General features: G+C 60.3%; 17 protein-coding genes and 5 pseudogenes. 5 read left to right on the forward strand and 17 right to left on the reverse strand.

Annotated elements, in window-relative coordinates:
• Window positions 1–103: 103 nt before the first annotated feature.
• The 13 genes and pseudogenes from JCM25414_RS03005 to JCM25414_RS16560 form a co-directional block, all read right to left on the reverse strand.
• Window positions 104–2227: a M3 family metallopeptidase gene (locus JCM25414_RS03005; RefSeq protein WP_025840680.1), complete on the reverse strand. Its 2124-nt coding sequence runs from the start codon at window positions 2225–2227 to the stop codon at window positions 104–106.
• 100 nt (window positions 2228–2327) lie between these two features.
• On the reverse strand, window positions 2328–2936 hold the full coding sequence (locus JCM25414_RS03010; protein WP_025840681.1) for an IMPACT family protein: 609 nt from the start codon (window positions 2934–2936) through the stop codon (window positions 2328–2330).
• A 94-nt stretch (window positions 2937–3030) separates the two neighbouring features.
• Entirely contained in the window at window positions 3031–3771 is a 741-nt protein-coding gene (locus JCM25414_RS03015) for a hypothetical protein (protein ID WP_025840682.1), read from the reverse strand.
• Window positions 3768–4304, reverse strand: coding sequence for a hypothetical protein (locus JCM25414_RS03020; RefSeq protein ID WP_025840683.1), 537 nt, complete (start codon window positions 4302–4304; stop codon window positions 3768–3770). The genes JCM25414_RS03015 and JCM25414_RS03020 overlap by 4 nt, the downstream gene beginning before the upstream one ends.
• Before the next feature lie 357 nt (window positions 4305–4661).
• A complete protein-coding gene (gene radA, locus JCM25414_RS03025) occupies window positions 4662–6044 on the reverse strand; it encodes a DNA repair protein RadA (RefSeq protein ID WP_025840684.1) in 1383 nt (460 codons plus the stop codon).
• Window positions 6045–6249: 205 nt separating this feature from the next.
• Window positions 6250–7036: pseudogene (locus JCM25414_RS16545) on the reverse strand (ABC transporter ATP-binding protein).
• A pseudogene (locus JCM25414_RS16550) lies at window positions 7033–7817 on the reverse strand (MlaE family ABC transporter permease). The pseudogenes JCM25414_RS16545 and JCM25414_RS16550 overlap by 4 nt, the downstream one beginning before the upstream one ends.
• Window positions 7818–7952: 135 nt before the next feature.
• Window positions 7953–8123 (reverse strand): hypothetical protein, encoded by a 171-nt coding sequence (locus JCM25414_RS23285; protein ID WP_206777944.1) that lies wholly within the window; start codon window positions 8121–8123, stop codon window positions 7953–7955.
• 19 nt (window positions 8124–8142) lie between these two features.
• A complete protein-coding gene (locus tag JCM25414_RS03045; protein ID WP_025840685.1) occupies window positions 8143–9369 on the reverse strand; it encodes a GIN domain-containing protein in 1227 nt (408 codons plus the stop codon).
• A gap of 61 nt (window positions 9370–9430) precedes the next feature.
• Entirely contained in the window at window positions 9431–10624 is a 1194-nt protein-coding gene (locus tag JCM25414_RS03050) for a GIN domain-containing protein (protein WP_025840686.1), read from the reverse strand.
• Window positions 10621–11541: a hypothetical protein gene (locus JCM25414_RS23290; protein ID WP_081775767.1), complete on the reverse strand. Its 921-nt coding sequence runs from the start codon at window positions 11539–11541 to the stop codon at window positions 10621–10623. Before JCM25414_RS23290 ends, JCM25414_RS03050 begins: the two co-directional genes overlap by 4 nt.
• A 135-nt stretch (window positions 11542–11676) precedes the next feature.
• Window positions 11677–12315, reverse strand: coding sequence for an envelope stress response membrane protein PspB (locus JCM25414_RS24355; RefSeq protein WP_081775768.1), 639 nt, complete (start codon window positions 12313–12315; stop codon window positions 11677–11679).
• A 90-nt stretch (window positions 12316–12405) separates the two neighbouring features.
• Complete coding sequence (locus tag JCM25414_RS16560; protein WP_456303447.1) at window positions 12406–13041, reverse strand: PspA/IM30 family protein; 636 nt, start codon at window positions 13039–13041, stop codon at window positions 12406–12408.
• 134 nt (window positions 13042–13175) lie between these two features.
• On the opposite strand from JCM25414_RS16560, the gene pspF reads away from it, so the two are divergent.
• Both pspF and JCM25414_RS03075 read left to right on the forward strand, forming a co-directional pair.
• Window positions 13176–14258 carry a phage shock protein operon transcriptional activator gene (gene pspF, locus JCM25414_RS03070; RefSeq protein WP_025840688.1) on the forward strand — a complete coding sequence of 361 codons (1083 nt, stop codon included), beginning with the start codon at window positions 13176–13178 and terminating at the stop codon, window positions 14256–14258.
• Between the two features lie 401 nt (window positions 14259–14659).
• Window positions 14660–15949, forward strand: coding sequence for a DEAD/DEAH box helicase (locus JCM25414_RS03075; protein WP_025840689.1), 1290 nt, complete (start codon window positions 14660–14662; stop codon window positions 15947–15949).
• Between the two features lie 364 nt (window positions 15950–16313).
• On the opposite strand, the gene JCM25414_RS03080 is transcribed toward JCM25414_RS03075, so the two are convergent.
• The gene (locus tag JCM25414_RS03080) at window positions 16314–17639 is read right to left on the reverse strand and encodes a UDP-glucose dehydrogenase family protein (protein ID WP_025840690.1); all 1326 of its coding nucleotides are present in this window, start codon (window positions 17637–17639) and stop codon (window positions 16314–16316) included.
• Window positions 17640–18011: 372 nt separating this feature from the next.
• Between JCM25414_RS03080 and JCM25414_RS03085 the strand changes: the two genes are divergently transcribed.
• A complete protein-coding gene (locus tag JCM25414_RS03085; protein ID WP_025840691.1) occupies window positions 18012–19250 on the forward strand; it encodes a multidrug effflux MFS transporter in 1239 nt (412 codons plus the stop codon).
• 296 nt (window positions 19251–19546) lie between these two features.
• Here JCM25414_RS03085 and xylB read toward each other — a convergent pair.
• Window positions 19547–20999, reverse strand: a pseudogene (gene xylB, locus JCM25414_RS16565) (xylulokinase).
• Window positions 21000–21327: 328 nt separating this feature from the next.
• Between xylB and odhB the strand changes: the two are divergent.
• Both odhB and lpdA read left to right on the forward strand, forming a co-directional pair.
• Complete coding sequence (gene odhB, locus JCM25414_RS03095) at window positions 21328–22635, forward strand: 2-oxoglutarate dehydrogenase complex dihydrolipoyllysine-residue succinyltransferase (RefSeq protein WP_025840692.1); 1308 nt, start codon at window positions 21328–21330, stop codon at window positions 22633–22635.
• Between the two features lie 16 nt (window positions 22636–22651).
• Window positions 22652–24048, forward strand: a pseudogene (gene lpdA / locus JCM25414_RS16570) (dihydrolipoyl dehydrogenase).
• Window positions 24049–24178: 130 nt separating this feature from the next.
• On the opposite strand, the pseudogene ampC reads toward lpdA, so the two are convergent.
• A pseudogene (gene ampC / locus JCM25414_RS26415) lies at window positions 24179–25329 on the reverse strand (class C beta-lactamase).
• 79 nt (window positions 25330–25408) lie between these two features.
• A complete protein-coding gene (locus JCM25414_RS23295; protein ID WP_159101707.1) occupies window positions 25409–25699 on the reverse strand; it encodes a hypothetical protein in 291 nt (96 codons plus the stop codon).
• Window positions 25700–25825 lie beyond the last annotated feature (126 nt).

Here is a 25825-nt window from a genome sequence, read left to right on the forward strand (position 1 = left end):
CGTCTTCGTGCACCTTGTTCATGCAGGCGAATCTTCGAGGATGGGCAGGAATCAGGAAGACCAAAGGGCCTGCTTCTCATGGGTGAGAGCAGGCCCTTCGATATCACTTTGCGGCAGGAAGGAGGCCACGATGGGCGAGCATCGGGCCGATCTCAGGGTCCTTGCCATAGAAGGCTTTGAACATCGGGCCGTAATCCATGGTGTGACCCTTGGACAGGATCATGTCACGGAAGCGCTGACCGTTTTCACGGGTCAGACCACCATGGGACTGGAACCACGAGAACACGTCCTGATCCAGCATCTCGGTCCAGAGATAAGCATAATAGCCAGCCGAATAGCCATTGCCCCAGATATGCAGGAAATAGCTGGAACGATAGCGCGGCGGTACATCCGCGACATCGAGACCGGTCTCGTTGAGCGCCTTGGCTTCGAACTGATCGACATCCTGCCGCGGCGCGTCGGCCGAGATGCCGTGCCAGGACATGTCGAGCTGGGCAGCAGCCACGATTTCACCCAGCGCATATCCCTGATTGAAATGGGCGGCCTTCTTGATCTTCTCGACCAGTTCGGCAGGCATGGGCGCGCCAGTCTTGTAGTGACGCGCGTAATGCGCGAACACTTTCGGGTCCATCGCCCAGTTTTCGTTGAACTGTGACGGGAATTCGACGAAATCGCGCGCCACTGCCGTTCCCGAAAGCGACGGGTAGGTCTGGCTGGCAAACAGGCCGTGCAGTGCGTGACCGAATTCATGGAACATGGTCGTCACGTCATCAGACGTGATGAGCTGCGGCTGGCCCGGAGCCGCCTTGGTGAAATTCGCCACGTTATAGATGACAGGGCGCGTCTTCAGCAGATCGCTCTGACCTACGAAATTCGACATCCAGGCGCCACCCGATTTGTTGTCGCGCTTGAAATAATCGAAATACATCAGACCAAGCGGCGAGCCGTCCTTGTCCTTCACTTCGAACACCATCACGTCAGGGTTGTAGACTGGGATGTCCTTGCGCGGCTCGAAGGTGATTCCGTAAAGCTGGTTGGCGGCAAAGAACACGCCGTCTGTCAGCACGGTGTGCAGCTCGAAATAGGGCTTTACGTCATTCTGGTTGAGGTCGAATTTCTGCTTGCGCACGCGCTCTGCGTAGAAATTCCAGTCCCAGGGCTTGAGCGTGAAATTCTGGTGGTTCTCACCGATCGCCTTTTGCAGCTCGGCGGCTTCGCGATGCTGCTCGGCTGCGGTCGCTGGCACCAGCTGGTGAATAAAGCTGTTCACTGCGGCCGGAGTCTTGGCCATCTGGTCGTAAAGCGTATAGGCGGCGTAATTTGCATAACCGAAGAGCGCGGCTTTTTCAGCACGCAGCTGGGCGATTTCGGCAATGGTCTGGCGGGTGTCGTTGGCATCGCCCTTTTCAGCGCGCGTCCAGCTCTGGTTGAACAGGGCTTCACGCGTGGTGCGATCGGTCAGCGACGCCAGATCGGGCTGCTGTGTCGTGTTCTGTAGCGGCAGAACATATTTCCCCGACAGCTTGCGGCCTTCAGCTGCCTTCTGGGCAGAGGCAACGGCGCCGTCATCGAGCCCGGCAAGGGCGTCCTTTTTGTCAACCACAAGCGCGCCAGCCTTGGAGCTTGCGATCAGCTTCTGGTTATAGGCCGTTTCCAGCTTCGAGAGCTGAGTGTTGATCGCGCGCAGCTTCTGCTGGTCGGGATGCGACAGCTCGGCGCCTGAATGCACGAATTGCTGATACGTCACCTCAAGCAGCATGGCTTGCTCAGGGTTCAGATTCAGCTTGGCGCGGTTATCATACAGCGTCTTCACACGATGGAAGAGCTTCGGGTTGAGATAGATCTCGTCCGAATGCTGGCTGAGCTTGGGGGCTTCCTTGCTGTCGATGGCATCCATGGCGTCGTCTTTGTCAGCCGAATAGACACCATAGAAAACGCTCTGCACGCGACCCAGCAACTGACCCGAACGCTCCATGGCGACGATCGTGTTGTCGAAGGTCGGCGCGGCCTTGTTATTGGCGATGGCCAGCATTTCCTTAAGCTGGTCTGCCATGCCTTTTTCGAATGCGGGCCCGTAATCGCTGTCCTTGATCTTGTCGAAAGGGGGAGCCTGATACGGTAATGGGCTTGCCTGGAAGAGCGGATTGCTTGGGGCGGCCAGTGCCGTTGAGGAGAGAAGGGGTAGTGCAACAGCTGCCAGAGCGGCGGCATGTCTGAAAACAGGCATGAAAAGGGATCCTACGATCGTAACATGATGCGTTACCGTAGGAAGGAAAGCCGGGAGCGTCAAACCCGCATGGTCGTTTCACCTTCGCGTTGATCCGGGCTTATTCGCAAACGGTCTCATCGTCATCATTGAGTACCTTGATGGGGGCACCGCGTAACAGATCCTGCAAGGTATTTTTGACAGACGCCGCGTCGCGCAGCGGCAGGGAAATTTCCAGCCCGGCACCGCTTTCATCGAACCGGCAGCTTTCCTGTATCGCGCTCCAGTCGCCGAGACGCGCCTGAATAATAGGCAAAACTCCGAAAGGGGCATGAAAGCCGATACGCTGCATGGGGACGATCTCGATCGCCTCGCCCTGCTTGAGGCAGGACGCAGCAGCCCCGCCATAAGCGCGCACCAGGCCTCCGGCGCCAAGCTTGATGCCACCAAACCAGCGCACCACAATCACGGCCACGCGGTCGAATTCCTGTGAGTCGATGGCCTGCAGAATAGGCCGCCCCGCCGTCCCGCCCGGCTCGCCATCATCGAAACTGCGATAGCGTCCGCCGAGCCGCCAGGCCCAGCAATTATGGGTGGCGTCAATGTCGCGTACGCGTTCGAAAAAAGTGCTGGCTTCTTCCTCGCTCGCAACAGGCGCGGCATGAACGCGAAACAGGCTTTTTTTCACGACCGTATCCAGCTGCGTTTCGGCCACCAGGGTCTGGGTCATGATGTATCTTCCTGTGTTGTTCCTTTTCGCTTCAAGAAGCAGGGTCAGCTTGTCAAGGCAAGAGAGCTCTGTCGAAGGGCGTGATGGACGGGCGTCAACGGGTCAGGAGATACGCCTCCACGTCGCGTCGTACCGTTTCGGCATAGGAAAGATCTGGAAAAACCAGCTTCGTATAGCGAGCGTCCTGCAAGCCCGGCTGCCAGGATATCACGACGTCGCGAAGATCATGGGCCGCTTTCAGTCCAGCCAGACCTGAGACGGCCTGAAACAGCACGAGCAGCATGGCAAAACCCATGCCTGTTTTCAGGTCGAGCGGTCGGTTGTGGTACGGGTGCGTGCGAAGCCAGAGAAGCGCATGCATGACCAGTCCGGTGTGGAACAGAACCACGTAAATGGAGTAACGTGCCGGGGCGATCAGCTCGGTGCTTTCATTGGCGCGTCCCAGGCTTGCCATCATGGCGACCCCGAGGCCGGTGAGGATCAATCCGGTAGAGACCAGTGAGGCGCGCGTGGCCGGTTTCTTGCTTAGGCAGTCGGCAACGAGAATGGCGCTGGCGACGAGCCCCAGACACAAGCCAAACCCGATGGCAGGCAGGGTGAGGGCAGCGAGGCGAGAAAAGGGCAGCCCCAGAAACACGCCAGCATAGGCGCCCAGTCGCACCAAGCTGCCCAAGCCATATGGGGTGTCGCCCGACGCATGGGCGGGCAGGTCATGCCACAGATAGAGGCTTGCTTCGACGAGGCCCAGAGAAAGGGTGATAAGGGAAACGCGTAATCCCGCTTTTGCCCGCCAGCCGAGCCAGGTCAGTACAGGCCAGATGACGAGACCGGTCATGTTGCCGAAAGGAGAGAGAAGCGCACACAGCATCGCTCCCATGAGAAGGCGCGGATTTTACGCAGCGCAATCGTGGCGCGCGCAAAAAGCACAATGGCGGCTACGGAAAAAACGAGAGAAAGCGGATAGACGCAATTGATCGGCAGGCCGATATCGAGCGCCGCTGTGCTGCTGAGGATCAGCATCGGGACGACGAGCGCCAGCAGCCTGTCTTTGGCGCGGGTCTGCTCTGTCATGACCCGCCATAAAAGCCCGGCAATGACGATAACGGCCAGAAGCGTCGTCATGATGAAAATTGTTTCTCGCCCGCCGCCGAATGTGAGATCGAGCAGTGTCAGCACACGCACAAAGGCAAGTCGGTGTTCGTTGTGAGGGTGCAATAGATGACTGAGCCAGACCGTAGCATTGTTGGCCTTCAGCGCGTCGAGGGCGTCATGTTGCCATGTCAGCATGTCGAGATACGGGGTTGTGACCGCCGTGCCCCAAACGACAAGAGCAAAAATAACGACATGCACGCTGAAAAGGCTACGCATATAAAGACTGGGTTTTCCATAACGCTGCGGTGTCCGTACCGGAAAAAGGCAGAGAGACGCAGCCTGTCAAGGCGAGAAGATGGCGCAGCCAGCATAAACCGAGCTCCCGGAGCGACGTGGTAGGGCAAAGCAAATCCCGCCTCGCTTTATTTCAAGCGGACACAGAGTGAAAACAGTGGCGCAAAGAATCGATGTCAGAACTGATCGAAAAATTTCTGCCTCTTCACTGTCCGTTTAAACATGAGAAACAGGTATGCAAGATGAGCTATGTCTTGAATTTCTTAATGACATTAAGCGTAGCTTATCCGGGTAGCCACTGAGTGCTTGTCGCTTGCTGGCGCATGTGTGTTGATGAATTCAGTCTTCGACTGGCTGGAAAAGCTCGACCAGATCGTTGAGATGCCCGATTTCCTTGAGTGCCAGACCTTCCGGAGGTTTGGGTCGTACGGCGCCGCTCGCGATACGACGCGGCAATATGGCCTGAGCGAAGCCGAGTTTCTGCGCTTCCTTCAGGCGCAGATCGGTCTGGGACACCTGACGCACTTCGCCCGACAGACCAACTTCACCGAAATAGGTGGCCCCTGACGAGGTCGGTACGCCCGTCGCAGCGGAGATCAGGGCCGCCGCCACGGCCATGTCGCAAGCAGGTTCGCTGATACGCAGACCACCTGCGATATTCAGATGTACGTCCATCCCTGCCATTTTGAGCCCGCAACGGGCTTCCAGCACGGCCAGTAGCATGTTCAGCCGTGCAGTTTCCCAGCCAACCACGGCGCGTCGTGCAGCGCCTTCACCTGCCTTGGGGGAAACGAGCGCCTGAATCTCCAGTAGGACAGGGCGCGTCCCCTCCATACCGGCGAAAACTGCCGAGCCGGCGATATTGCCGCGTCTTTCGGCCAGAAACAGGGCGGAAGGGTTAGGTACTTCCGTCAACCCCGTATCGGTCATGGCGAAAACGCCAATTTCATCCGTCGCCCCGAAACGGTTTTTCGCAGCGCGAAGAATGCGGAATTGATGGCCGCGATCGCCTTCGAAATACATGACGGCATCGACCATATGCTCCAGCACGCGCGGACCAGCCAGTGCGCCCTCCTTGGTGACGTGTCCGACAAGCACGAGTGAGAAACCGACTGTTTTTGCGAGGCGGATCAGCTCGAAAGCACAGGCGCGCACCTGCGCCACCGAGCCCGGTGCGCTTTCGATGCTCTCGAGCCACATGGTCTGGATGGAATCGATTACCACCACATTATGCTCGCGGTCCTGCTCCAGCGAGCTGGCGATTTCCGACACGTTGATGCTGGCCGCCAGATCGAGCGTCGGCGCCTCCAGTTTCAGGCGACGCGCGCGTAGGCGTATCTGGTCCACCGCTTCTTCGCCCGACACGTACAGCACGCGCCGCCCCGCCTTGGCCAGGGCACAGGTGGCCTGCAGCAGCAGGGTGGATTTGCCAATACCCGGATCGCCGCCCACCAGCACCACCGAGGCGGGCACCAGCCCCCCACCGAGCACGCGGTCGAATTCCGCAATCGATGTTTCGATACGGGGCGGCGGTGTCAGATCGCCGTCCAGATGCATCAGTGTCAGCTTGCCAGCGCGCTTGCGGCTCTCACGGTTCGTGGGTTCGACTGCTTCTTCGACAATGGTGTTCCACTCGCCGCATCCATCGCAACGCCCCGACCATTTGCTGGTAATGGTGCCGCAGCCCTGACACACGAAACGGGCAGTGGGACGCTTGGCCATTCTAGGGGTCTTTCAGGCGAGAGGTTCATGCTGAAAGATAGGGCAGGCGTGGAAACATAACAAGAACAGAAAGGGATATACTTTTTCTGGAGAAAAAGAAGCAAAAAGACTTTTGAAATTAGGTGAGATCCGAACACCTTAGTTTCGGGGCTCATGACGAATGAGAGTTTTTTGGTTCTCTTTTGCGAAAAAGAATGCTTACCCCTTACTTACGCAATTCCATCCCGATCGCCCATCCTTGCGCCCATGGGTGAACTGATCAACCATGCGTTGCCGCTATTCATCAGCTCGGAAGCAAGCCCCTTCCAGACCAGTTTGCCGTGATAAAGCATGGCGGCCTGATCGCCGATGCGCTGGGCAGAGGCCATGTCATGGGTGATGGCTATGGCAGTCGAGCCGAGGCGCTTGACGCAATCCACGATAAGCCCGTCAATGACGGCACCCATGATGGGGTCGAGCCCTGTCGTGGGTTCGTCGAAAAACAGGATATTGGGCGTGCCCGCGATGGCGCGCGCCAGACCGACACGCTTTTGCATGCCGCCTGAGAGTTCAGACGGAGCGAGGGCGCCGACTGACGGGTCGAGACCGACCTGCTTGAGAATATCGCCAGCCTGCTCGCGCGCCTGGATTTTGGTCAGGCGATGCGCCTTGCCGCGTCCCTTGGCGCGCAGGCCGAACATGATGTTGTCGGCCACGCTCATGGAGTCGAACAGGGCGGCATTCTGGAACAGCATGCCGATCTGTTCGATCAATGCGATGCGTCGCGCGGGCGAGGCGGTCAGGACGTTCTCGCCGTCGATTTCGATCGTGCCGGAATCAGGCGTAATCAGCCCCAGAATGCAGCGCAGCAGCACCGATTTGCCGCTGCCCGATCCGCCGATGACGACGAAAGACGTGCCAGCTTCGACATCGAGATCGATACCGTCCAACACGGTTTTCGAGCCGAAGGATTTGGTCAGGCCGCGAATGCGGATCTTGGGCAGGGCGCTCATGAGGCGAAGAACAGATCCGTCAGGAGGTAATCGAAGGCCAGAAGCAGGATCGAGGCTGCTACGACGGCGGCGGTGGTTGCAGAGCCTACGCCCTCGGCGCCGCCACGGCTGGTATAGCGTGATAGCAGCCCATCAGACTGATGATGAAGCCGAATACGGCGGCTTTCGAAAGGCCGACAATCACGTCGAGCGGCTTCAGCGCGTTGAAGGTCGCCACAATGTAGTTCTGTGGGTCGAAGCCTAGCTTGGAAACAGAAACGGTAAACCCGCCCAGCACACCCAGAATATCGGCCACCAGCACCAGAAAGGGCAGGGCCAGAGTGCCCGCCAGCAGGCGCGGGGTGACCAGATATTTCATCGGGTCGGTCGAGAGCGTGCGTAGGGCGTCGATCTGATCGGTCACGCGCATGGTGCCGATCTCGGCCGACATGGCGGCACCGACGCGGCCAGCTACCATGAGGCCCGCCAGAACCGGGCCGAGTTCACGCACCACAGCCAGAACGACGATGCCTGCAATGGCGCTCTGCACGTGATACTGGGCGAAGCCGGCATAGGATTGCAGCGCGATGACGCCGCCCGAAAAGATGGCGGTAAGCGCCACGACAGGCAGCGAGTAGAAGGCGATCTCGATCAGGCTGTTGAAGAACACGCCCCAGTAGAAAGGCGGCCGCAGCAGGTGAGACAGCCCGGCCAGCGCGAAAAGCGCTAGCGCACCGGCCTTGCGCACAATGCCGAGAAAGGCACGCCCAATGGCCGCGACAGGATCGAGGATTAAATTCACGGTCAGCAGCCGCCATCAGGGAGGATCATGACTCAAGCCCTAGCCTGACTGAGACGCCACGTCAAAGCCCTAACCCTGCCCCAGAAGGCGGGTCGGAGGCATGGTCAAGAGCCATCGGCGCAGGGTGCGATCCCGTCAGCCGCCTTTACGGTCCAGATCGCGGAACTGCGTATGCAAATGGAAGTCGCGAGAGGTCACGCAGGTTTCGACCGCGCTCACGCGTTTATCGAGCTTCTGCAATCTCTGAGTCAGGTCCAGAAGCTGTGGCAATTGGGTCTGCGGCATGGGTGTAGAGACTTTTGCCATCAGCGACAGCAGAAACGGCTCAACGTCTGGCAAAACTGGGGTTGAAAGAGTGGAGCAGTGGAATGAGCTTCGGGATGAGCCGTCGGCGCAGCAGGGCGATGGCGAGCACCACCAGCACGATCACACCGGGAACCACACCGTCGGAGTCGGAGGAGACCTTCAGGTTATAGGTGGCTTTGGGATGCTTGTCGGAGGGTGAATGCGCGCTCTCATGCGACGTATCGCTGCCCGTCGAGACGGAGGACACAGGTGGTTCGGGTGGCTCTGGCGGTTCGGGTGGTTCCGGAGGCTCAGGCGGGGTCGGTGGCGTTGCCTCGCTGCCCATATGGCGCAGGGCGTCGAAATCGACTACCGCGCCATCGGGCTTGATCATGCGATGGGCGTTGATGCGAGTTCCGTCGGGCAGGATCATATCGCCCGCGGTAATGCTGGTGCCGCTTTGAGTGTGGCTCTGCTCGCCAGCTTCCGTTGCGACCCGACCATGCGCTGCTTTCTGCGCGATCTCTATCGAGCCGCTCGAGCTGGAATGAATATGTTCCTCTTCCAGAACCTGATGCACCCGGATGTCGCCAGAGGCGCTGGTGCGTAGCGTAGCGTTGCGTGCGACCCCGTCGAAAATCGCATCGCCCGGGCCGGAGAGGGTCACGGCAAGCTGATCGACCGTTCCGCCACGTATCGTGACATCGCCCGGTCCTGTCGCGCCGATGATGATGGAAGGTGAGGTCGCGGTATCGACCTGGACATCGCCCGGTCCGGAGGTGGCGATGATCGCTGGCCCGTTGAGCGTGCCAAGCAGGAGATCGCCAGGACCACTGCCCCGATAGAGGAGGGCGCTCGTCTTGTCGGCGTGGATCGTGCCGCGCCCCTGACGCAACGAGAGCGGCCCTTCGACCCAGTCGATCTTCAGATCGTCGTAATTCATGGACGTCGAGACGATGGCGGCCCCGGCTATGAGCTGGATTGTCGCCTCTTCACCGCAGGCGCTGCCCGTCAGCCAGGCATCATGCGCTCCGGCCTGAAACGAGAGCCCCGCCGGAACATCGTGCATATCGGCATGTTCATGCAGCCCCGAGGCGCCCTGGATATGCAGCGTACCGATGCAGCCGGCTTCGATATGCAGCGTGTAAGGCGCGGCGGCGAGCACTGCCTCGGGCGAGGAAGGGCTGAGAGCCTGGGCTTCGGCTTTCTGGGCGACGAAGGTCGAGGCCACCATCAAAGAGAAGGCGCTCAGGCTAAGACGGCTCATGGCGTGTTTCCCTTTGTTCTTTTTCCGGACATGCCGTTGAGGAGCGGTGTCAAGGCGGCGCTTATCCACACCGGCGAGAGAGGGTGTGGAATTCGCGATGCAGATGGAAATCGCGCGAGGTCACGCAGTGCTCGACCGCGCCAACGCGCATCTCGAGACGCCTGAGCCGCTCGGCCAGTTCGGCAATCTGCGGTTGATGGCTTGGCTCGGCATCGGGTTGTCCAGGAGAAAGACCGAGGCGTGCGACGATGCGGCTCAGCGGAGGGCCGATCTTTCGACGAAGCGCAAAGAAAAGCAGCAAAGCCAGGATCAGGACCCAGCGACCCGAATGATAATGGCGCGGTGCTGGCGATTCTTCGTCAGAATTGTCGTTTGCGCTCGCCGTATTGTCGAAAGAGACGATTGTACCGTCGGGCTTGATCAGATTATGCGCCGTAATGACCGTGCCATCGGGCAGGGTAAGCAGCGCATGCGTGGCAGAGACGCTTTTGGGTGGGGCCGTTTCGTGACGGATGGTGATCGAGCCCGGAGCGTGTGCGTCTTTATGCACCGAACCCGTTACCGTATCGACTGTGACAGTGCCAAAGTTATTCGCTTCGAGGGTAGCCGTACGGGCGATGCCACCGAAGGCGAAATTGCCTGAACCGCGCACCCGAGCATCAAGGGTGCCAATCCTGCCGTCAGACAGGGTGATATTGCCGAACCCGCTTGAAAGAGCGGTAAAACTCTTTGCGTCGACACGTCCTATGGTGACATTGCCGCTGCCGCTGAGCGTGATCGCAGCAGGTCCGTGTAGCCAGCCAAGCTTGAGGGAGCCAAAACCGCTTCCATCGACACTCAGCGCCGTGACCTGATCGGCTGTTACCTCGCTACTACCCTTATGTGTAAGAGAAAGCGGCCCATTGATGCCAGAGAGGCGCAGTGAGCCGTAATTGCTCATTTTTGCGATGATGGCGGTGCCGAGGGGGACACGAAGATGCGCATTGGTCTCGCAATGCTGCCCTTCGAGCTGCGCTGAATGACTGTCGGAAGTGAAGGAAAGCCCAGCCGGGATCTGATCGCCCTCATGTATCAGAACCGCGCCCTCCTGCTGGCCAGCCGCGCCTTCGACCGTGATGGCCGAGGCGCAAGGCGCGTCGAGCGTCAGGGTGAAAGGCGCCGCCGAGAGCGCCGCCTGCGGCGTGTCCGGGCTGGCAAGAGCGAGGGTCGGTAGCGCGCCGATGACGAGCGTGAGGCTGAGGCTTAGCCGTATCACCTTGTCTGTTCTCCCTGTGGGGTTGGCGCCGGGCTGGTGGGTGTCGGTACAGCCGTCACCCTGCCGGATGTGCCATCGGTTCGGGGTGCGCTCCCGGAGTTGCCTGTCTGGCTGGCTCCTGACTGGCTTGCTCCCGGCTGGGTTGTGCCTCCCTGGCCAGTATCCACCTGCGTGCCGCCCGCCTCGTTGGTTCTCTGCGCGGGGGATGTCTGGCGTGACTTCGCGGTTTCCGCAGGGGGCACCGCCCAAGGCTGTTCATCCGGTATGCTCGTTGGTGTCTGCGCGGACGTCACACCGGGTGTGGTCGTGGCCGGCATCGCAGGCGATGGCGCCTGAGCGGGTGCGGTCGAAGCTGGTCGCGCTGAACCGGCCTGGGGCGGAGCAGCCTGCATGGGCATCGCGGGCGCGGTGGCAGTTGGTGCCGTAGCGGCGCTGGACTGGCCAGAGATGCTTGCGTCGGGCGCTGGTGCCACAACCGCCGAAGGGACGGGCGGCGCCACTGGCGGAGCCGGTGGCGTGGGCGAACGGGAGATGTTTGACTGTGCGCCGGTATTCGGCATGACTGGCGGCACAGGGGGAGCCGCTGTGGGCGCGGTGGGTGCGGCCGGCACGGCTGGACCGGGCATGGCGCCTTGTCCCCCGCCCTGAGTGGGTGCGGTGACTGGCGCGATCGTGGCGGCAAGCGGGCCGACCTGCACATTGCCAGTGCGCGTCAGGGCGCCGCTAACATTCGGAATGGCCACGAGCCCCGTGCCGCTGGCTGAAACAGTTGCCGTGTTGACCGTGCCGCCCAGACGGACGCTTGCAGCATTCTCGACCATGAGGGTGAGCACATCGAAACGCCCGTCGGTAACGGTGAGATGGCTGGTTTCGGAAAGCTGGGCCGAAAAGGCGTCGAGACTGGCATGATCGACCACGAGCCTGAAGCGCCTGTCTCTACCACCTGAGCCGCACGGTTGAGATGGGCGATATGCACCTGCTCGGTGCCACGCAGGCTGAGATCGAGCGACTGGACAGTGTCGGCGTCGAGCTGACCGGCCTCCAGACTGGCTTCAAGTGAGGCCAGCGTCCCGTTGATGACGAAATGCGTGTCGTGGCTGTCGTGAATCAGAACGCCCACGCTGGGCGCGACAAGAATCGCGACCTTCGCCGCAGGCGCGCAGCTCTTGCTGGTGATCAGCACCTTGGAGGAGCCCTGTGTCTTGGCCGTGCGCATGGTGAGATGCGCCCCCCCCGTTGCCGAGCTGTCGATCGACACCCCGTCGCTCATGGCCGGATCGACCGTAATCTCGAAGCGTCCCAGACAGGGCACGCTCAGATCGAGATCTTCCGCATCCACGACCACCTGCGGCGCAGCATGCCCCGGCCTGACGGCAGCAAGGCCGGAGAGAAGCAGCGTTGCCAGAGCAATGCGACGTGCGGGGCGAGTAAGCAGGCGTACGGACATCATGAGAAGCTCCGCGTCCTCCATCCCGCACGTCCTCATCCAGAATGCGTTCGAGCTGATCGACGCGTTCTTCAAGCCTGCGGGTCTGCACATGGGCCATGTTGAGCGCCGCCAGATCGGATTCCTGAAGTTTGCTTGCCGTCGCGCGCGAGCGGGCGCGAATGGTCATGATATACATGACCAAAACGAATGGCATGACGACTGCCGCAAGGCCGACCAGATCGATTCCTGAACCATGACTCATGACAGGCCATCCTTGCTTTCAACGCGTCTCATACTTGTTTTCATCCCTGGCGACTTTTGATCCTGGCGCGCAGCGCCTCGAGTTCGTTCTCTACGGCCATATCGGTTTCGAGCCCTGCCAGCTCTTCCTGCAGGCTCGGCTTGCGCGTGCCGCCCGGACCGCGACCGAGATCGTAGGATTCAGCTTTCCCTTCAAGCGCGTCAAGCGCGCGTTCGACCTGCTCGAAGCGGTTGAAAGCATTCTCACGCGCGTGTCGTAAAGGCGCTCGCGCGTCTTGATGCGGTTGGTGGCCGCCTTGTGGCGCAGCGCGAGCGATTTCTCGCGTGATTTTGCGTCGGCCAGCTTGGCCTGCAGCTTGCCGATATCGTCATGCTGCTGGTCGAGGCTTTCATTCACCTGAGCGATCTGCTGCTCGAGCGATTTGCGCGACTGCTCGATGGTCGATTTGGCGGCGAGTGCGCCCTTGGCCAGATCTTCGCGGTCGCGTGTCAGAGCAAGTTCGGCCTTGCGCAGCCATTCATCTTCTTCCTGCACCATGGCGCGGGCACGGCGCTCAAGCCCCTTGCGTTCGGCAATCATGCTCACGGCCTGGCTGCGTACCTCGACCAGCGTGTCTTCCATTTCCTGGATGATGAGCCGGATCATTTTTTCCGGGTCTTCTGCGCTGGCCAGTATGGCGTTGAGGTTGGAATTCACGATATCCGCGAGGCGGGAAAAGATACCCATTGTGATGCTCTTTCTTTGCTGAAACGATTTTAACAGGAAATGATTGCAGGAGAACACCAGCTTCTCTTGTCAGCGACGCGATCCGGGGTGAAACATGGTCGCCCCGAGGCGTGAGATGCGAGACAGGCCATAAAATGGCACGATCCCCCAGAAACGAAGAAAACCCGACACCGATCGGACAATCTCCCGCCTTTCTGGAGATGCTCGACCACATCTCGCGTCTGGCCCCACTCGACCGTCCCGCCCTGATCATCGGCGAGCGCGGCACGGGCAAGGAACTCGTGGCCGCCCGACTGGCGCTGCTCTCCCCACGCTGGGATAAACCGCTCATCAAGCTGAATTGCGCGGCCCTGCCGGACAGCCTGCTCGACAGCGAGTTGTTTGGTCACGAGGCTGGCGCCTTCACGGGTGCCCAGCGTCGCAGGCTGTCGCGCTTCGAGCAGGCCCATGGCGGCACGCTCTTTCTCGACGAAATCGCCTCGGCGTCGATGGCGGTTCAGGAGAAGCTTCTGCGCGTCATTGAATATGGCAGTTTCGAGCGCGTCGGCGGCAACGAGACCATCCATGTCGATGTGCGTATCATCGGCGCCACCAATGCCGATCTGCCTGCCATGGCGCGGAAGGGCGATTTCCGTGCCGATCTGCTCGACCGCCTGGCTTTCGACGTCGTCATGCTGCCGCCCCTGCGCGCCCGTCAGGAGGATATCCTGACCCTGTGCGAACATTTTGCGACCCGCATGACCGCAAGCCTCGGGCGCAAGCTTTTCAACGGGTTCTCCGACGGGGCCCGCGACCGCCTCATGCGCTATGACTGGCCCGGCAACGTGCGTGAGCTGCGCAATGTTGTCGAACGGAGCGTCTATCGCATGGACCGGCCCGAAAGACCCCTCGACGATATCGTGTTCGACCCGTTCCGCAACGGTCCCGACTGGCTGCGTCCGCTTGCCACGCCAGAGGCTGAGAGCGCTCCGTTGCCTGCGCGTGAAGCTCCAGCTCCTCTGGTTCTGTCCGACGCCCTGCCCGATGGGGTGAATTTCACCGAGGCCACCCGCGCTTATGAGCGTAGTCTGCTCGAACACGCCTTGCATAACGCCCGCTTCAACCAGAAGCAGGCCGCTATGGCGCTCGGTCTGACATACTACCAGCTCAGGCACCTGCTCCGTCAGCATGGCCTGGCCGATCGCAACACGCGAAAGGCGGTCGGTGCGGAAGGGTGAGGAGGACAGAAAGCTGTTCATGAACACCCTCCTGCAAGAACCGTGCCAACCCTTCTAGTGAGAGAGGTCTTCGCTCTAGTTCGAGGTATTGAGAAAAATTTTGCCATAAAATGGGAAAAATTGCCTCGATGCGGCGAATTGCTTGTAATTCCCGGTTTCTAACGCGCCATTCGTTTAGACAATCGCGCTTTGCTCTGCGCTGCTTTCAAAGGCCTGATCTGGATCTTCCTCAAGGCGCAGGCGGGCCGAAACGCATCCTTATTGCCACAATGGATTACCATCAGGGCATGAATGCGCGTTTGCGTTGACGCGACGCTGATTCGTCCGCAAAAGGGCACCTCCACAGTCTAAATGCCCGCCAAGGCGCAACCAATTTTGTGCGCCGGAGGCGCTGCTTCATCATGACCATGACATTTGACGAACTCGCCCTCGCGCCTGCTATTCTCAAGGCTCTTGCCGAGGCTGGTTACAAGACGCCCACCCCCATCCAGGCACAATCCATCCCGCTGCTTTTGCAAGGCCGCGATCTGCTGGGAATGGCTCAGACGGGAACGGGCAAGACGGCGTCCTTCGCGCTGCCGCTGCTCCATCGTCTGGCGGCTGACCCACGCCCCGCACCGAAGAATGGAGCCCGCGTGCTCGTTCTGGCTCCGACGCGTGAACTCGTCAGCCAGATTGCCGATGGGTTCGAGGTATTTGGTCGCCATTTGAACTTCAGCGTTACCACGATCTTCGGGGGCGTTAGCCAGTTTCATCAGGTCAATGCGCTGAAGGAAGGTGTCGATATCATCGTTGCTGCGCCCGGCCGTTTGCTGGATCTGATCGAGCAGGGGCTTTGCGATCTGTCGACCCTCGAAGCTTTGGTGCTGGATGAGGCCGATCAGATGCTCGATATGGGGTTTGCCAAGCCCATCGAACAGATTGTCGCCGCAACGCCGAGTGAACGCCATACGATTCTTTTCTCGGCGACGATGCCGAAATCCATCGCTGCCCTGGTGGACAGTCTGCTGCGCGATCCGGCCAAGGTGGAAATCGCGCCGCCGTCCACCACGGTCGATCGTATCGAGCAGACCGTCATGTTTCTCGATGCGGAGCACAAGAAGGCGGCCCTGTTGTCGCTGCTGAGTGCGCCTGATGTCGGGCAGGCCGTCGTGTTTACACTGCAGAAGAACATTGCCAACGAGGTCTGCTCTCATATCACCGAGGCGGGCATTACTGCCGAGGCCTTGCACGGCAACAAGTCCCAAGGTCAGCGTGAGCGCGCGCTCGAAGCGTTCCGCGAAGGCCGTGCACGCGTTCTGGTGGCTACGGACATCGCCGCGCGCGGCATTGACGTCGATACAGTCACCCATGTGGTCAATCACGATCTGCCCAGCTTGCCTGAAGCATATGTGCACCGTATCGGTCGCACGGGCCGCGCAGGGCGCAGCGGTCGGGCGATTACGTTGTGCGATGCCGAGCAGCGCGCCTGGCTGCATGATGTTGAGCGCACCATCGGGCGCGCATTGACCGTTCATGAAAATCACGAGTGGCACTGCGAGAAAGCGCGTCATTCCACGGCACGCGCGCCGGTGCTGGGTGGCGGCCCGGTTAAGCAGGTCAAGGTGCCGAAAGTGCGCGAACGTAAGGTATGGACCGAAGAAGAAAAGGCCGCTGCACGCGCCGCCGCTATGGCGAACCGCGCGAACTGAGCAATCCGGCTCTCGCGATAACCGGGAGCCGTTCACCTGGCCGTTCATTTGGCCGCTCGTCATGGCTGGGTGAGTCAGGAGAGTTCGGCAGGGATAATAACGCACTCACGCCCGTCTAGCTCTTCGCCTGGCTCTATCTGAGCTCGCTTCAGGCGGTCTGTGCCATCGGGGGAGAGCATGTTGGCTGCGCGGCTTTCCTCGCTGCCAGCGTTTTCCTGAGCGATTGAGCAGTCTTTGAGAAGCGCCAGAGTGCTTTCTCTGACTCTGGGTCATATCCAGCGGTTGTGCGAAAGCTCGGGCAGGAGTGGTGATCCTGGCGTGGTGAAGTCAGGTAGCTGCCCTCACCGTTGCACGACCGGGTCGTTCAGGGGCGGCCGATTGAACGATAGGTAAATCCGGCTGCACGCAGGGTCGCAGGTTCCCAGATGTTGCGGAAATCGGCAATGACGGTACCGCGCATGGCGGCTTTCAGCTTGGCCGGAGCGATGGCGCGGAACTCGTTCCACTCGGTCAGTACGACGAGCGCGTCCGCGCCGGTTGCGGCTTCCTGCGCCGAGTTCGCATAGATCACGCTTTCAGGCAGAAGCGGGCGGGCGGGTTTCATGCCTTCCGGGTCGAAGGCCTGGATGGTGGCGCCTTCCTCGATCAGGCGATGAATCAGCGGGAGTGACGATGCTTCGCGCATGTCATCAGTGTCGGGTTTGAAGGTGAGGCCCAGAATGGCAATGGTCTTGCTCTTCACCGTTCCTTCGCAAAGGTCGATGACGCGCTCGGCCATGGCGGATTTGCGGGCTTCGTTGATCGTGACCGTTGCTTCGACCAGAAGCGAGGGGCTGCCTGCATCGCGCGCTATGGCGGTCAGGGCGCGCGTATCCTTGGGGAAGCAGGAGCCGCCATAGCCCGGTCCCGCATGAAGGAATTTGCGACCGATGCGCTGATCGAGCCCCATGCCGCGAGCAACGTCATGGATATTGCCGCCTACTTTCTCGCAGAGATCGGCCATCTCGTTGATGAAGGTGACCTTCATCGCGAGAAAGGCATTGGCGGCGTATTTGGTAAGTTCCGCCGTTTCGAGCCCGGTCATGACGATGGGGGTTTCGATCAGATAGAGCGGGCGGTAAAGCTGGTGCATCAGCGCCCGGGCATTGGCTCCGCCATCCTTGATTGTATCGTCGATGCCGATGATGACCCGATCTGGTCGCATGAAATCACCGATGGCATTACCCTCACGCAGAAATTCAGGGTTTGAGGCGACGCTGAACGACAGATCGGGACGCTCTTCACGCAGAATGCGCGCCACTTCGCGCCCGGTGCCGACAGGGACGGTCGATTTCGTCACCACCAGCAGGCCCTTGTGGGCGTGGCGCGCGATTTGGCGCGTTGCTTCATAAACGTAAGTTAAATCGGCATGGCCATCGCCACGGCGCGTGGGTGTACCAACTGCAATGAACACGGCGTCGACAGTATCGATGGCGCCGGCCAGCGCATCGGTAAAGCTCAGACGGCCTGCGGCCACATTGGCGGAGACGATCTTGTCGAGCCCCGGTTCATAGATGGGGATTGCTCCTGCCTTAAGCGCCACGAGCTTGTCGTGATCGGCCTCGACGATGACGACTTCGGTACCGAATTCTGCAAAACAGGCGCCGGATACGAGTCCGACATAACCGCCGCCAATCATCGCTATGCGCATGATGCCTCTTCCTCACTCACTACTGACGAAGCACTGCCTAGCTCAAACCGGCCGGGGATAAAGCGCTTGAGGTGAGAGGGCAGGGCAAACCCGGAAGTAGGAAGATTTTCCTCTTACCTTGCCTCTTGGCACCGGCGAGGACGCACAAGTCCGTGACCGGCGAAGGATGCGTGAAGTCAGGCGAAAACGCCGGTTGCCTTTCGGGCAGGCTGGGACGACAATCCGACTCTACACCTGAGAGAGACGGATCTTCCTTTCGGGGGGGACGCGCATCGCCCCAAAACCCGATGGATTCAGCGTCAGGCCCTGTTCGGGGCTCTGGCGCTTTTATCCGTGTCTTCACGGCAGACATTGATTGGACCCGGTTTTCCCGTGCTGACCTCATCGCCTCACCCCGCCATACGGTTTTCGACCGGGCAGATCATTCTGCTCGGGCTTGTCAGTACGATCGGCCCGATCTCGACCGACATGTATCTGCCTGCCTTCCCCCAGCTCGAGCGCGATCTGGGTCAGGGGCCCGGTTCGGCGCAGCTCACGCTGGCCGCCTGGTTCATCGGGCTCGCCATCGGGCAATTCTGCCTAGGGCCGCTTTCCGATCGCTTCGGACGGCACAAGCCCATGGTGGTCGGGCTCGCCATCTATGTGCTGGCGACGATCGCGCTCGCGACGACCGCCTCATACTGGTCATTCTGTCTGCTGCGTCTGGTTGCGGCTCTCGGCGGCGCTATTACCAGTGTGATTCCGCGTGCCATTGTGCGCGACGTCGCCACGGGGCACGAAGCGGTGAAGCTTATGTCCCAGCTGACCCTTGTGTTCGGTGTCGGGCCCATTCTGGCCCCGACATTGGGCAGTATTTTTCTTGCCTTCGGTAGCTGGCGGCTGATTTTCTGGGCCGGCGCAGTCGCAGCTGCGCTGCTTGCAGGGCTATGGTTGGTGGTCATGCCCGAGACCCTGCCGGAAGAGCGTCGTTACGCTTTGCCGCCTATCGAAATCCTGCGTCGCTACCTCAGTCTCGTGCGTGAGCCGGTTTTCATGTCTGCGGCCACCTTGTCCAGCTTCAGCACGTTCGTGATGTTCGCCTATCTGTCCAACGCGCCGCTTCTGTTCGAGCATTTGCTCGGCTTTACGCCGCGTGCCTTTGCAATTTTCTTCGGTATCAATGCGGGTGGGTTCATTCTGGCGACGCAGATCAATGGGCGTTTGTCGCATCGCTTCAAATTCACATCAGTCATGCAGGGCGGTCTCGCAGCCTGTCTCGTTTCAGGGCTGATCCTGCTGGCCGTGAGCGCGAGTCACGTTGTGGGGCAAAACGACCCCTGGCCGCTTTGCGCGCTGATCATCACCACTACATTCACGCTCGGCTTCATCGGCCCCAATGCGAATGTGCTGGCGTTGACTCATCATGGCCATCAGGCAGGGGCGGCTTCGGCGCTGCTCGGTACGATGGCCTTTGCCATTGGCGGGTCGAGCGGGATTCTGATGGCGGCCCTCCCGGCTACGAAGCTGAGTTCGACAGCTTTTGGAATGCTGGCTGGTATTCTGGGCATGGTCCTGTGCAATTTCTGGCGCCGTGCAGCAGAAAAACGTCAGATGCCGCATCGTGATCTGTAGAAAGATATCGACGCCCAGAGGCCGAATGCGGCTTTCGATTGCCGGGTCTCGATCGTCCCCAGTTTGCTATCACGCAGAAAGCGCCCCGGAGCAGGATGACGCACAGGCGCTTCGTATAACCGGAACGTCCGTTCGGGGTTCTTTATCGTTTCCCGACGAGGGGGGGATGCTGCGGCGATCTGATGAGGATGAAGCGCCGCATCCATGTCGGGTTGAACGAGCGATGTCTTCCCCTCCCATTCTTGTTTCCAAGAGGGAGTTGGGGGCGTGACAGGGCAAATTCCTGTGGGAGCGGTTTACGGAATGGATTTCAGTGCCGGGTAAAGCGCCCGATAGCGGGCATAGGCCTGGCGATAGGGACCGCTAAGGCGTTCATCGGGGGCGATGGACGCTACCCGCTCCGGGGGGAGGCATACGGCGCTGACGTCTTCGCCCGTTACGGCGATGCGCGCCAGACGTGCGGCACCGAAGGCGCCTCCCTGCTCACCATTGGCGAGGCGATGAAGCGTGACACCCAAAACACTGGCGAGGATCGCGGTCCAGAGCGGGCTGCGCGAACCGCCGCCAATCACATCGGCCTCAGTAATGACCGTACCGGACTCGGCCAGACCTTCGAGCGCATCGCGGAAGGAAAACGCAACGCCTTCCAGAACGGCCTGGGTCATCTCGGCGCGTGTCGTATCCTGGGTGAGGCCGACGAAGCCACCCCGCACCGTGCCGTCATTATGGGGTGTACGCTCGCCGGAGAGATAGGGCGCGAACAGAACGGGCGAGGGGGTTTCAGGCGCTTCAGGTAGCTCGGCGAGCAGGGCTTTCTCGTCCATGCCTGTTACGCGTGACCACCAGGCCAGAGAGGCTGCGGCAGACAAGGTGACACCCATCTGATGCCACTGATTGGGCACGGCGTGGCAGAAAGAGTGAATGGCGTGATTGCCACCGGGATGAAATGAATCGGTGGTGACCCAGACTACGCCCGAGGTGCCGAGAGACAAAAACGCATCGCCTGTGTGTATGGCACCGAGGCCGACCGCCCCGGCAGCATTATCGCCAGCGCCCCCCGCGAAAATGGGGGATTCTATCATGCCCCAACGCGCGGCAAGTTCGGCATTCAGTGTGCCGGCGGCGTCGGTACCCTCGCAAAGACCAGGCATGGAGGCGAGACGCAGATTGGAGGCTTCGAGTGCTGCATCGGACCAGAGCCTGCGCCCTGTATCGAGCCAGAGCGAGCCTGAAGCGTCCGACATGTCATCGATCAGAGCGCCTGTCATGCGAAAGCGCAGCCAGGCCTTGGGAAGCACGACATGGGTGACCCTGGAGAAAACCTCTGGTTCGTGTCGGGCAACCCACATCACCTTGGGCGCGGTGAAGCCGGGCATGGCGATATTGCCCGTAATCTGCCGACAGAGCGGAAAACGATGCTCGAAAAGCGAGCATTCCGACTCTGCCGCGTGTCGTTCCAGAGCAGGCAGGGGCGCAGCACGGTGCCATCCTCACCCAGCAGAACGGCACCATGTTGTTGTCCTGATAGACCGATGCCCCGCACTGAGGCAAGCGCCTCGGGATGGCTATCGCGCAAGGCGTCGAGCGCACGCAGGGTCGCTTCGTACCAATCATTCGGATCCTGCTCGCTCCAACCGGATGCGGGCGGCTGACTGTCAGCTTTTCGGTATGAGCGGCAACGACTTTCTGGTTCTTATCCACCAGAACCGCCTTGATGCCCGAAGTGCCGAGATCGATGCCGAGATACATAAAAGCGGGTCTTTCGTGGTTGTTGTGTGTCGAGGCGCAACGCGGAGCGAGAGAGGTGCCCCCGCAAGCTGTCGGGAGCAGGCCCAGCATATGAGGCGCTGTCGGGCCAGATGAAAGACCCGGCCATTGCGCGATGTCGCGTCACAATCGGGTGAAATATCGTGTGTTGCTGCGGGAGATCCCGGTCAAACCCTGACAAATCACCCTTATGATCCCTATCCTATGGGGTCGGGAGGTGCGGTGCGCGCAGTAGGCACGCGGACTGTTCCTGTCTATGGTCGCTAGAGATGCTGCGCGACAGAAGTCCTAACGGGCAAAGGGAGAGATGATGTCGGTCGAGATTAAGGTGCCGGTTCTCGGTGAAAGTGTCACCTCGGCGACGATAACCCGCTGGCTCAAGCAACCCGGGCAGGCGGTGGCCGCAGACGAACCTGTCGTCGAGCTGGAAACCGACAAGATCAGTGTTGAGGTGCCTGCGCCTCAGGCTGGCGTTCTGGGCAATGACCTGATGGCCTCTGGTGCTGAAGTGGCTGTTGGCAGCGTTCTCGGCACGCTCGACCCGAATGGCAAAGCCAGTGCGTCGGTCCCGGCCGCTGCCCCGTCCAGAGATGTCTCGGCCACGGCAGCGCCACCAAAGGCAACGCCTGCTGCCCCACAGGCCGCACGCGATCCGATGCCTGCGGCAGCAAGACTGATGGCTGAGGAGCGCGTCGCGCCAGGCAGCATTACCGAAGGCACCGGGCTCGACGGGCGCATCACCAAGGGGGATGTGATTTCCCGTATGGAGCAGCCGCGCGCGGCAGCACCGGCTTCTACAGGTGCGATGCCCCATGCTGCCCCTCAGTCGACCCCGGCTTCTGTACCTGCGGCTCCTTCTGAGCCCTCTCCGGCGGTGGCCAGCGCTTTGGCCGCGCTGCTCGGTAAGAACGAGCAGGACAGTCGTGAGCAGCGTGTGCCCATGACGCGTCTGCGACAGACCATTGCTCGCCGTCTGAAAGACGCGCAGAACACGGCCGCTATCCTGACCACCTTCAATGAAGTGGATATGAGCGCGGCCAAGGCTTTGCGCGCCGAGTATCGCGAGGTTTTTGAAAAGAAGCACGGGGTCAAGCTCGGCTTCATGTCGATCTTCGCGCGCGCCTGTATCAAGGCCTTGCAAGAATTTCCGGCTATCAATTCGACGATCGATGGCGATGACATTCTCTATCGCCGCTTCGTCAATCTCGGCATTGCTGTCGGAAGCGAGCGCGGGCTGGTTGTGCCGGTGTTGCACGATGCGGACCAGATGAGCTTTGCCGAACTCGAGCGCCATATCAACGATTACGGCACACGTGCCCGCGCAGGCACGCTCAAGCTCGATGAACTGTCACGTGGTACGTTCTCGATCACCAATGGCGGTGTGTTCGGCTCGCTACTCTCCACCCCGATTCTCAACCCGCCGCAATCGGCCATTCTGGGCATGCATGCCATTCAGGACCGCCCGGTGGCGGTCGACGGGCAGGTGGTCATCCGTCCGATGATGTATGTTGCGTTGTCCTACGATCATCGCATGGTCGATGGCCGCGAGGCGGTGAGCTTCCTGGTGCGCGTCAAGCAATATGTGGAAGATCCCCGCCGCCTGCTTCTCGATGTCTGATAGGAAAGAGACCGCCATGTCGGAGAGTTGTGAGTTCGATCTGGCCGTCATCGGCGCTGGCCCTGGCGGTTATGTCTGTGCGCTCAAGGCCGCGCAGCGCGGTCTGAAGGTTCTTTGCGTCGACCGGCGTGAAACGCCCGGCGGCACCTGCCTCAATGTCGGCTGTATTCCCTCGAAAGCCCTGCTGCACAGCTCCGAGCGTCTGCACGAGGCCGAGACAGAATTCGTGGCGCTAGGTATCGATGGGGTCACGCCCCAGCTCAATCTGGGTCAGATGATGGCCCGCAAGGAGCGTGTGGTCGGCGATACCGTCAAGGGCATCGGCTATCTCTTTCGCAAGAACAACGTCACCTTCAAGGTTGGTGAAGCGACGCTGACGGGGCCGCATAGTCTGTCGGTCAACGGCGAGAGCGTGACGGCGCAGTCGATCGTGATTGCAACGGGCAGCGCGCCCGCCGTATTGTCCGGTGTCGCGTTTGACGAAAAGCGCGTCGTGTCGTCGACCGGTGCTCTGTCTCTCGACGCAGTGCCCAAGCGTCTTGCCGTGATTGGAGCCGGTGTGATCGGCCTCGAGCTCGGAAGCGTCTGGAAGCGACTGGGCAGCGAGGTGACGATCATCGAATATGGCGATCATATTGCTCCTGGCTTCGATCGCGGGCTCGGGCGCCAGTTTCAGCGTTCGCTTGAAAAGCTCGGCCTCAAATTCCGCCTTTCCACGCGGGTGACCAAAGTGGCGACCGAAGGCCCCGCGCTCGATTTGACCTTGCAGAAAGTCGGTCAGGAAGAGACCGAAGCCCTCGAAGCCGATGTCGTTCTCGTGTCTATCGGGCGCAAACCCTACACTCAGGGGCTCGATCTCGGGGTGGTCGGGATCGATACCGATGAAGCCGGGCGTATTCCCGTCGATCCGCATTTCCGCACGTCATGCTCCAGCATTTATGCCATTGGCGATGTGATCGCTGGGCCGATGCTGGCGCATAAGGCAGAAGAAGAAGGGATCGCCCTCGCCGAACATCTGGCGGGGCGTGTCGGCCATGTGCCTATGACGCCATCCCGTCGGTCATCTACACCCAGCCTGAGTTTGCCATGGTCGGCCGGACCGAAGAACAGCTCAAACAGGATGGCATTGCCTACAAGACCGGCAGCTTCCCCTTCATGGCGAGCGCGCGCGCGCGCGCCATCGCGGCCACCGATGGTGGGGTCAAGGTGCTGACCGACGCCAAGACCGACCGCATTCTGGGCGTCCATATTCTGGGTGCCTGCGCGGGCGAACTGATCGCCGAAGCCACGCTGGCCATGACCTTCAAGGCCAGCGCAGAAGATGTGGCGCTGGCTTGCCACGCGCATCCGACGCTCTCTGAAGCCTTGAAAGAGGCGGCTTTGGGCGCCTTCGACAAGGCGCTTCATCTCTGAGGAATAATGGGATCAGAGCGCCTTGGGATATAGTGCCGCGATCTCCCATATTTGGGGTGTCGGGCTGAAAAGACGTCAGACGTAGCGTTTCCTGCTGGGCCCATGCGCTTTGCGCCCAGCAGGAAAGGCCTCATTTCGCCAGAAGGGCATTCAGAAGCCCGTATGTCGCTTCGACACGGGCTTCATTCGGCGTGTTCTTGTTGGCCAGCACGACGACACCGATGTGCCTGCTCGGGATCATCGCAACATACCCCCCAAAACCGTCGGTTGAGCCAGTTTTGTTGAAAATGACCTCCTGCTCATCGGGGCGTCGCGAAGTGATCACCGTGACCGGGTGCGGTTTCATGATGAAGTCATAGCCATTGCCCAGTAGTATCGGCTGGAGGGCCGTTGGCCAGGGGTAATGTTCCCAGATCATGTCCTGGGTAAAAAAGGCCGTCTTGTATCGGCCTTGCTGGGTCATTGCGACGGCGCGCTTCAGATCTTCCGGTGGATGGCCCAGGCCCATCTCGATATCCAGCACAGTGAGCATGTCGCTTGGTGTGGATTTGACACCATATGCTTCTGCCGCCAGCAAGCCGGGATGGACCCGCTCGGGTGCGTCGGTTTTCCTGTCATAGCCGTATGCATAAATTTTCATCTCGCTGGCCGGTACCTCGATCCAGCTATGGCGTAAGCCGAAAGCAGGGAAGAGGATCGTCTGAACGGCGTTGGTATAGCTCATTCCCAGAGATTGGGCGGAGATATAGCCAGCAGACCGATGCTGATATTGGAATAGCTTCGCGCACCGGGCTGCGGGGGGTGCCAGGCTTCGAGCCATTGGGTCAGACCTTTGATGTCAGTGACTGTCTCCGGCACCTGAAGGGGGAGCCCCCCCGAGTGATGGGTAGCAAGGTCGAGAAGGGTCAGATTGGTGCCGATTGTGCATCGATCGTCGCAAAGATGATGGGCGACCGTATCGTTCAGACTCATCTTGCCACGCTCGACCGCAAGGGCCGCCAGCGTCACGTTGAAAATCTTGCTCATCGAACCAAGCTCGAAAAGCGTATCAGGTGTGACCGGGCGATGATCGGCGCGTGATGCCAGCCCTGCCGCATAGAAATGATGCACACCGTTTACTGTCACGCCGACCACGAGGCCTGGCACCGCGTAGCGTTCCTTGAAAGGTGCGAAGGCATCGGCAATTTTCGCGTCCAGAGTGTCGGCGAAGGCGGGTGCGCTCATAAGGAACCCGGCACAGGCAAATGCTCGGGCCAGTAAGGACAGTCTAGAGTGAGTCATGATACCCTTGGTATTTGCGTGTCGATTTCAGTGTGCGGCTATCGATCGCCGCGCATGGCAGAGGGGCGATGCCTGTTTTTCAGCGTAGGGCCATTTTCGTTCTACTCGTTGATGCGCAGAGTGTAGGAAGAGCCGGCAATCCACTAACGCCCAGTGAATATCGTCGCGTGCGTGTGATCGTCACGGACAGGACACGAGGGCCATCGCCCTCTTCCATGCCTGGGCTCAGGCAGACACTGGCCGATCCGGTTGTCCAGCACCCTTCGTTCTGGTCACCGCGATGCCAGCCCGAACAGATATGGGACGTCTCTTTCAAATCCAGAGACAGAGTTCTGTCGCTGGCCCAGAGTGTCATATCGCAGATCAGCACGCCGAAATAACGACGATCATCCAGAAAGGGACCGGTTTCATCGCAAGGCCGGGCGCGACGCGAGGTGATTTTATACGTGGCAAGCGGCCCATCCAGGCGGAAAAGATAGGTATTCCCCGTTTGTCT

This window comes from Asaia platycodi JCM 25414 (genome assembly GCF_000614545.1).
In the GTDB taxonomy this organism is placed as follows: Bacteria; Pseudomonadota; Alphaproteobacteria; order Acetobacterales; family Acetobacteraceae; genus Asaia; species Asaia platycodi.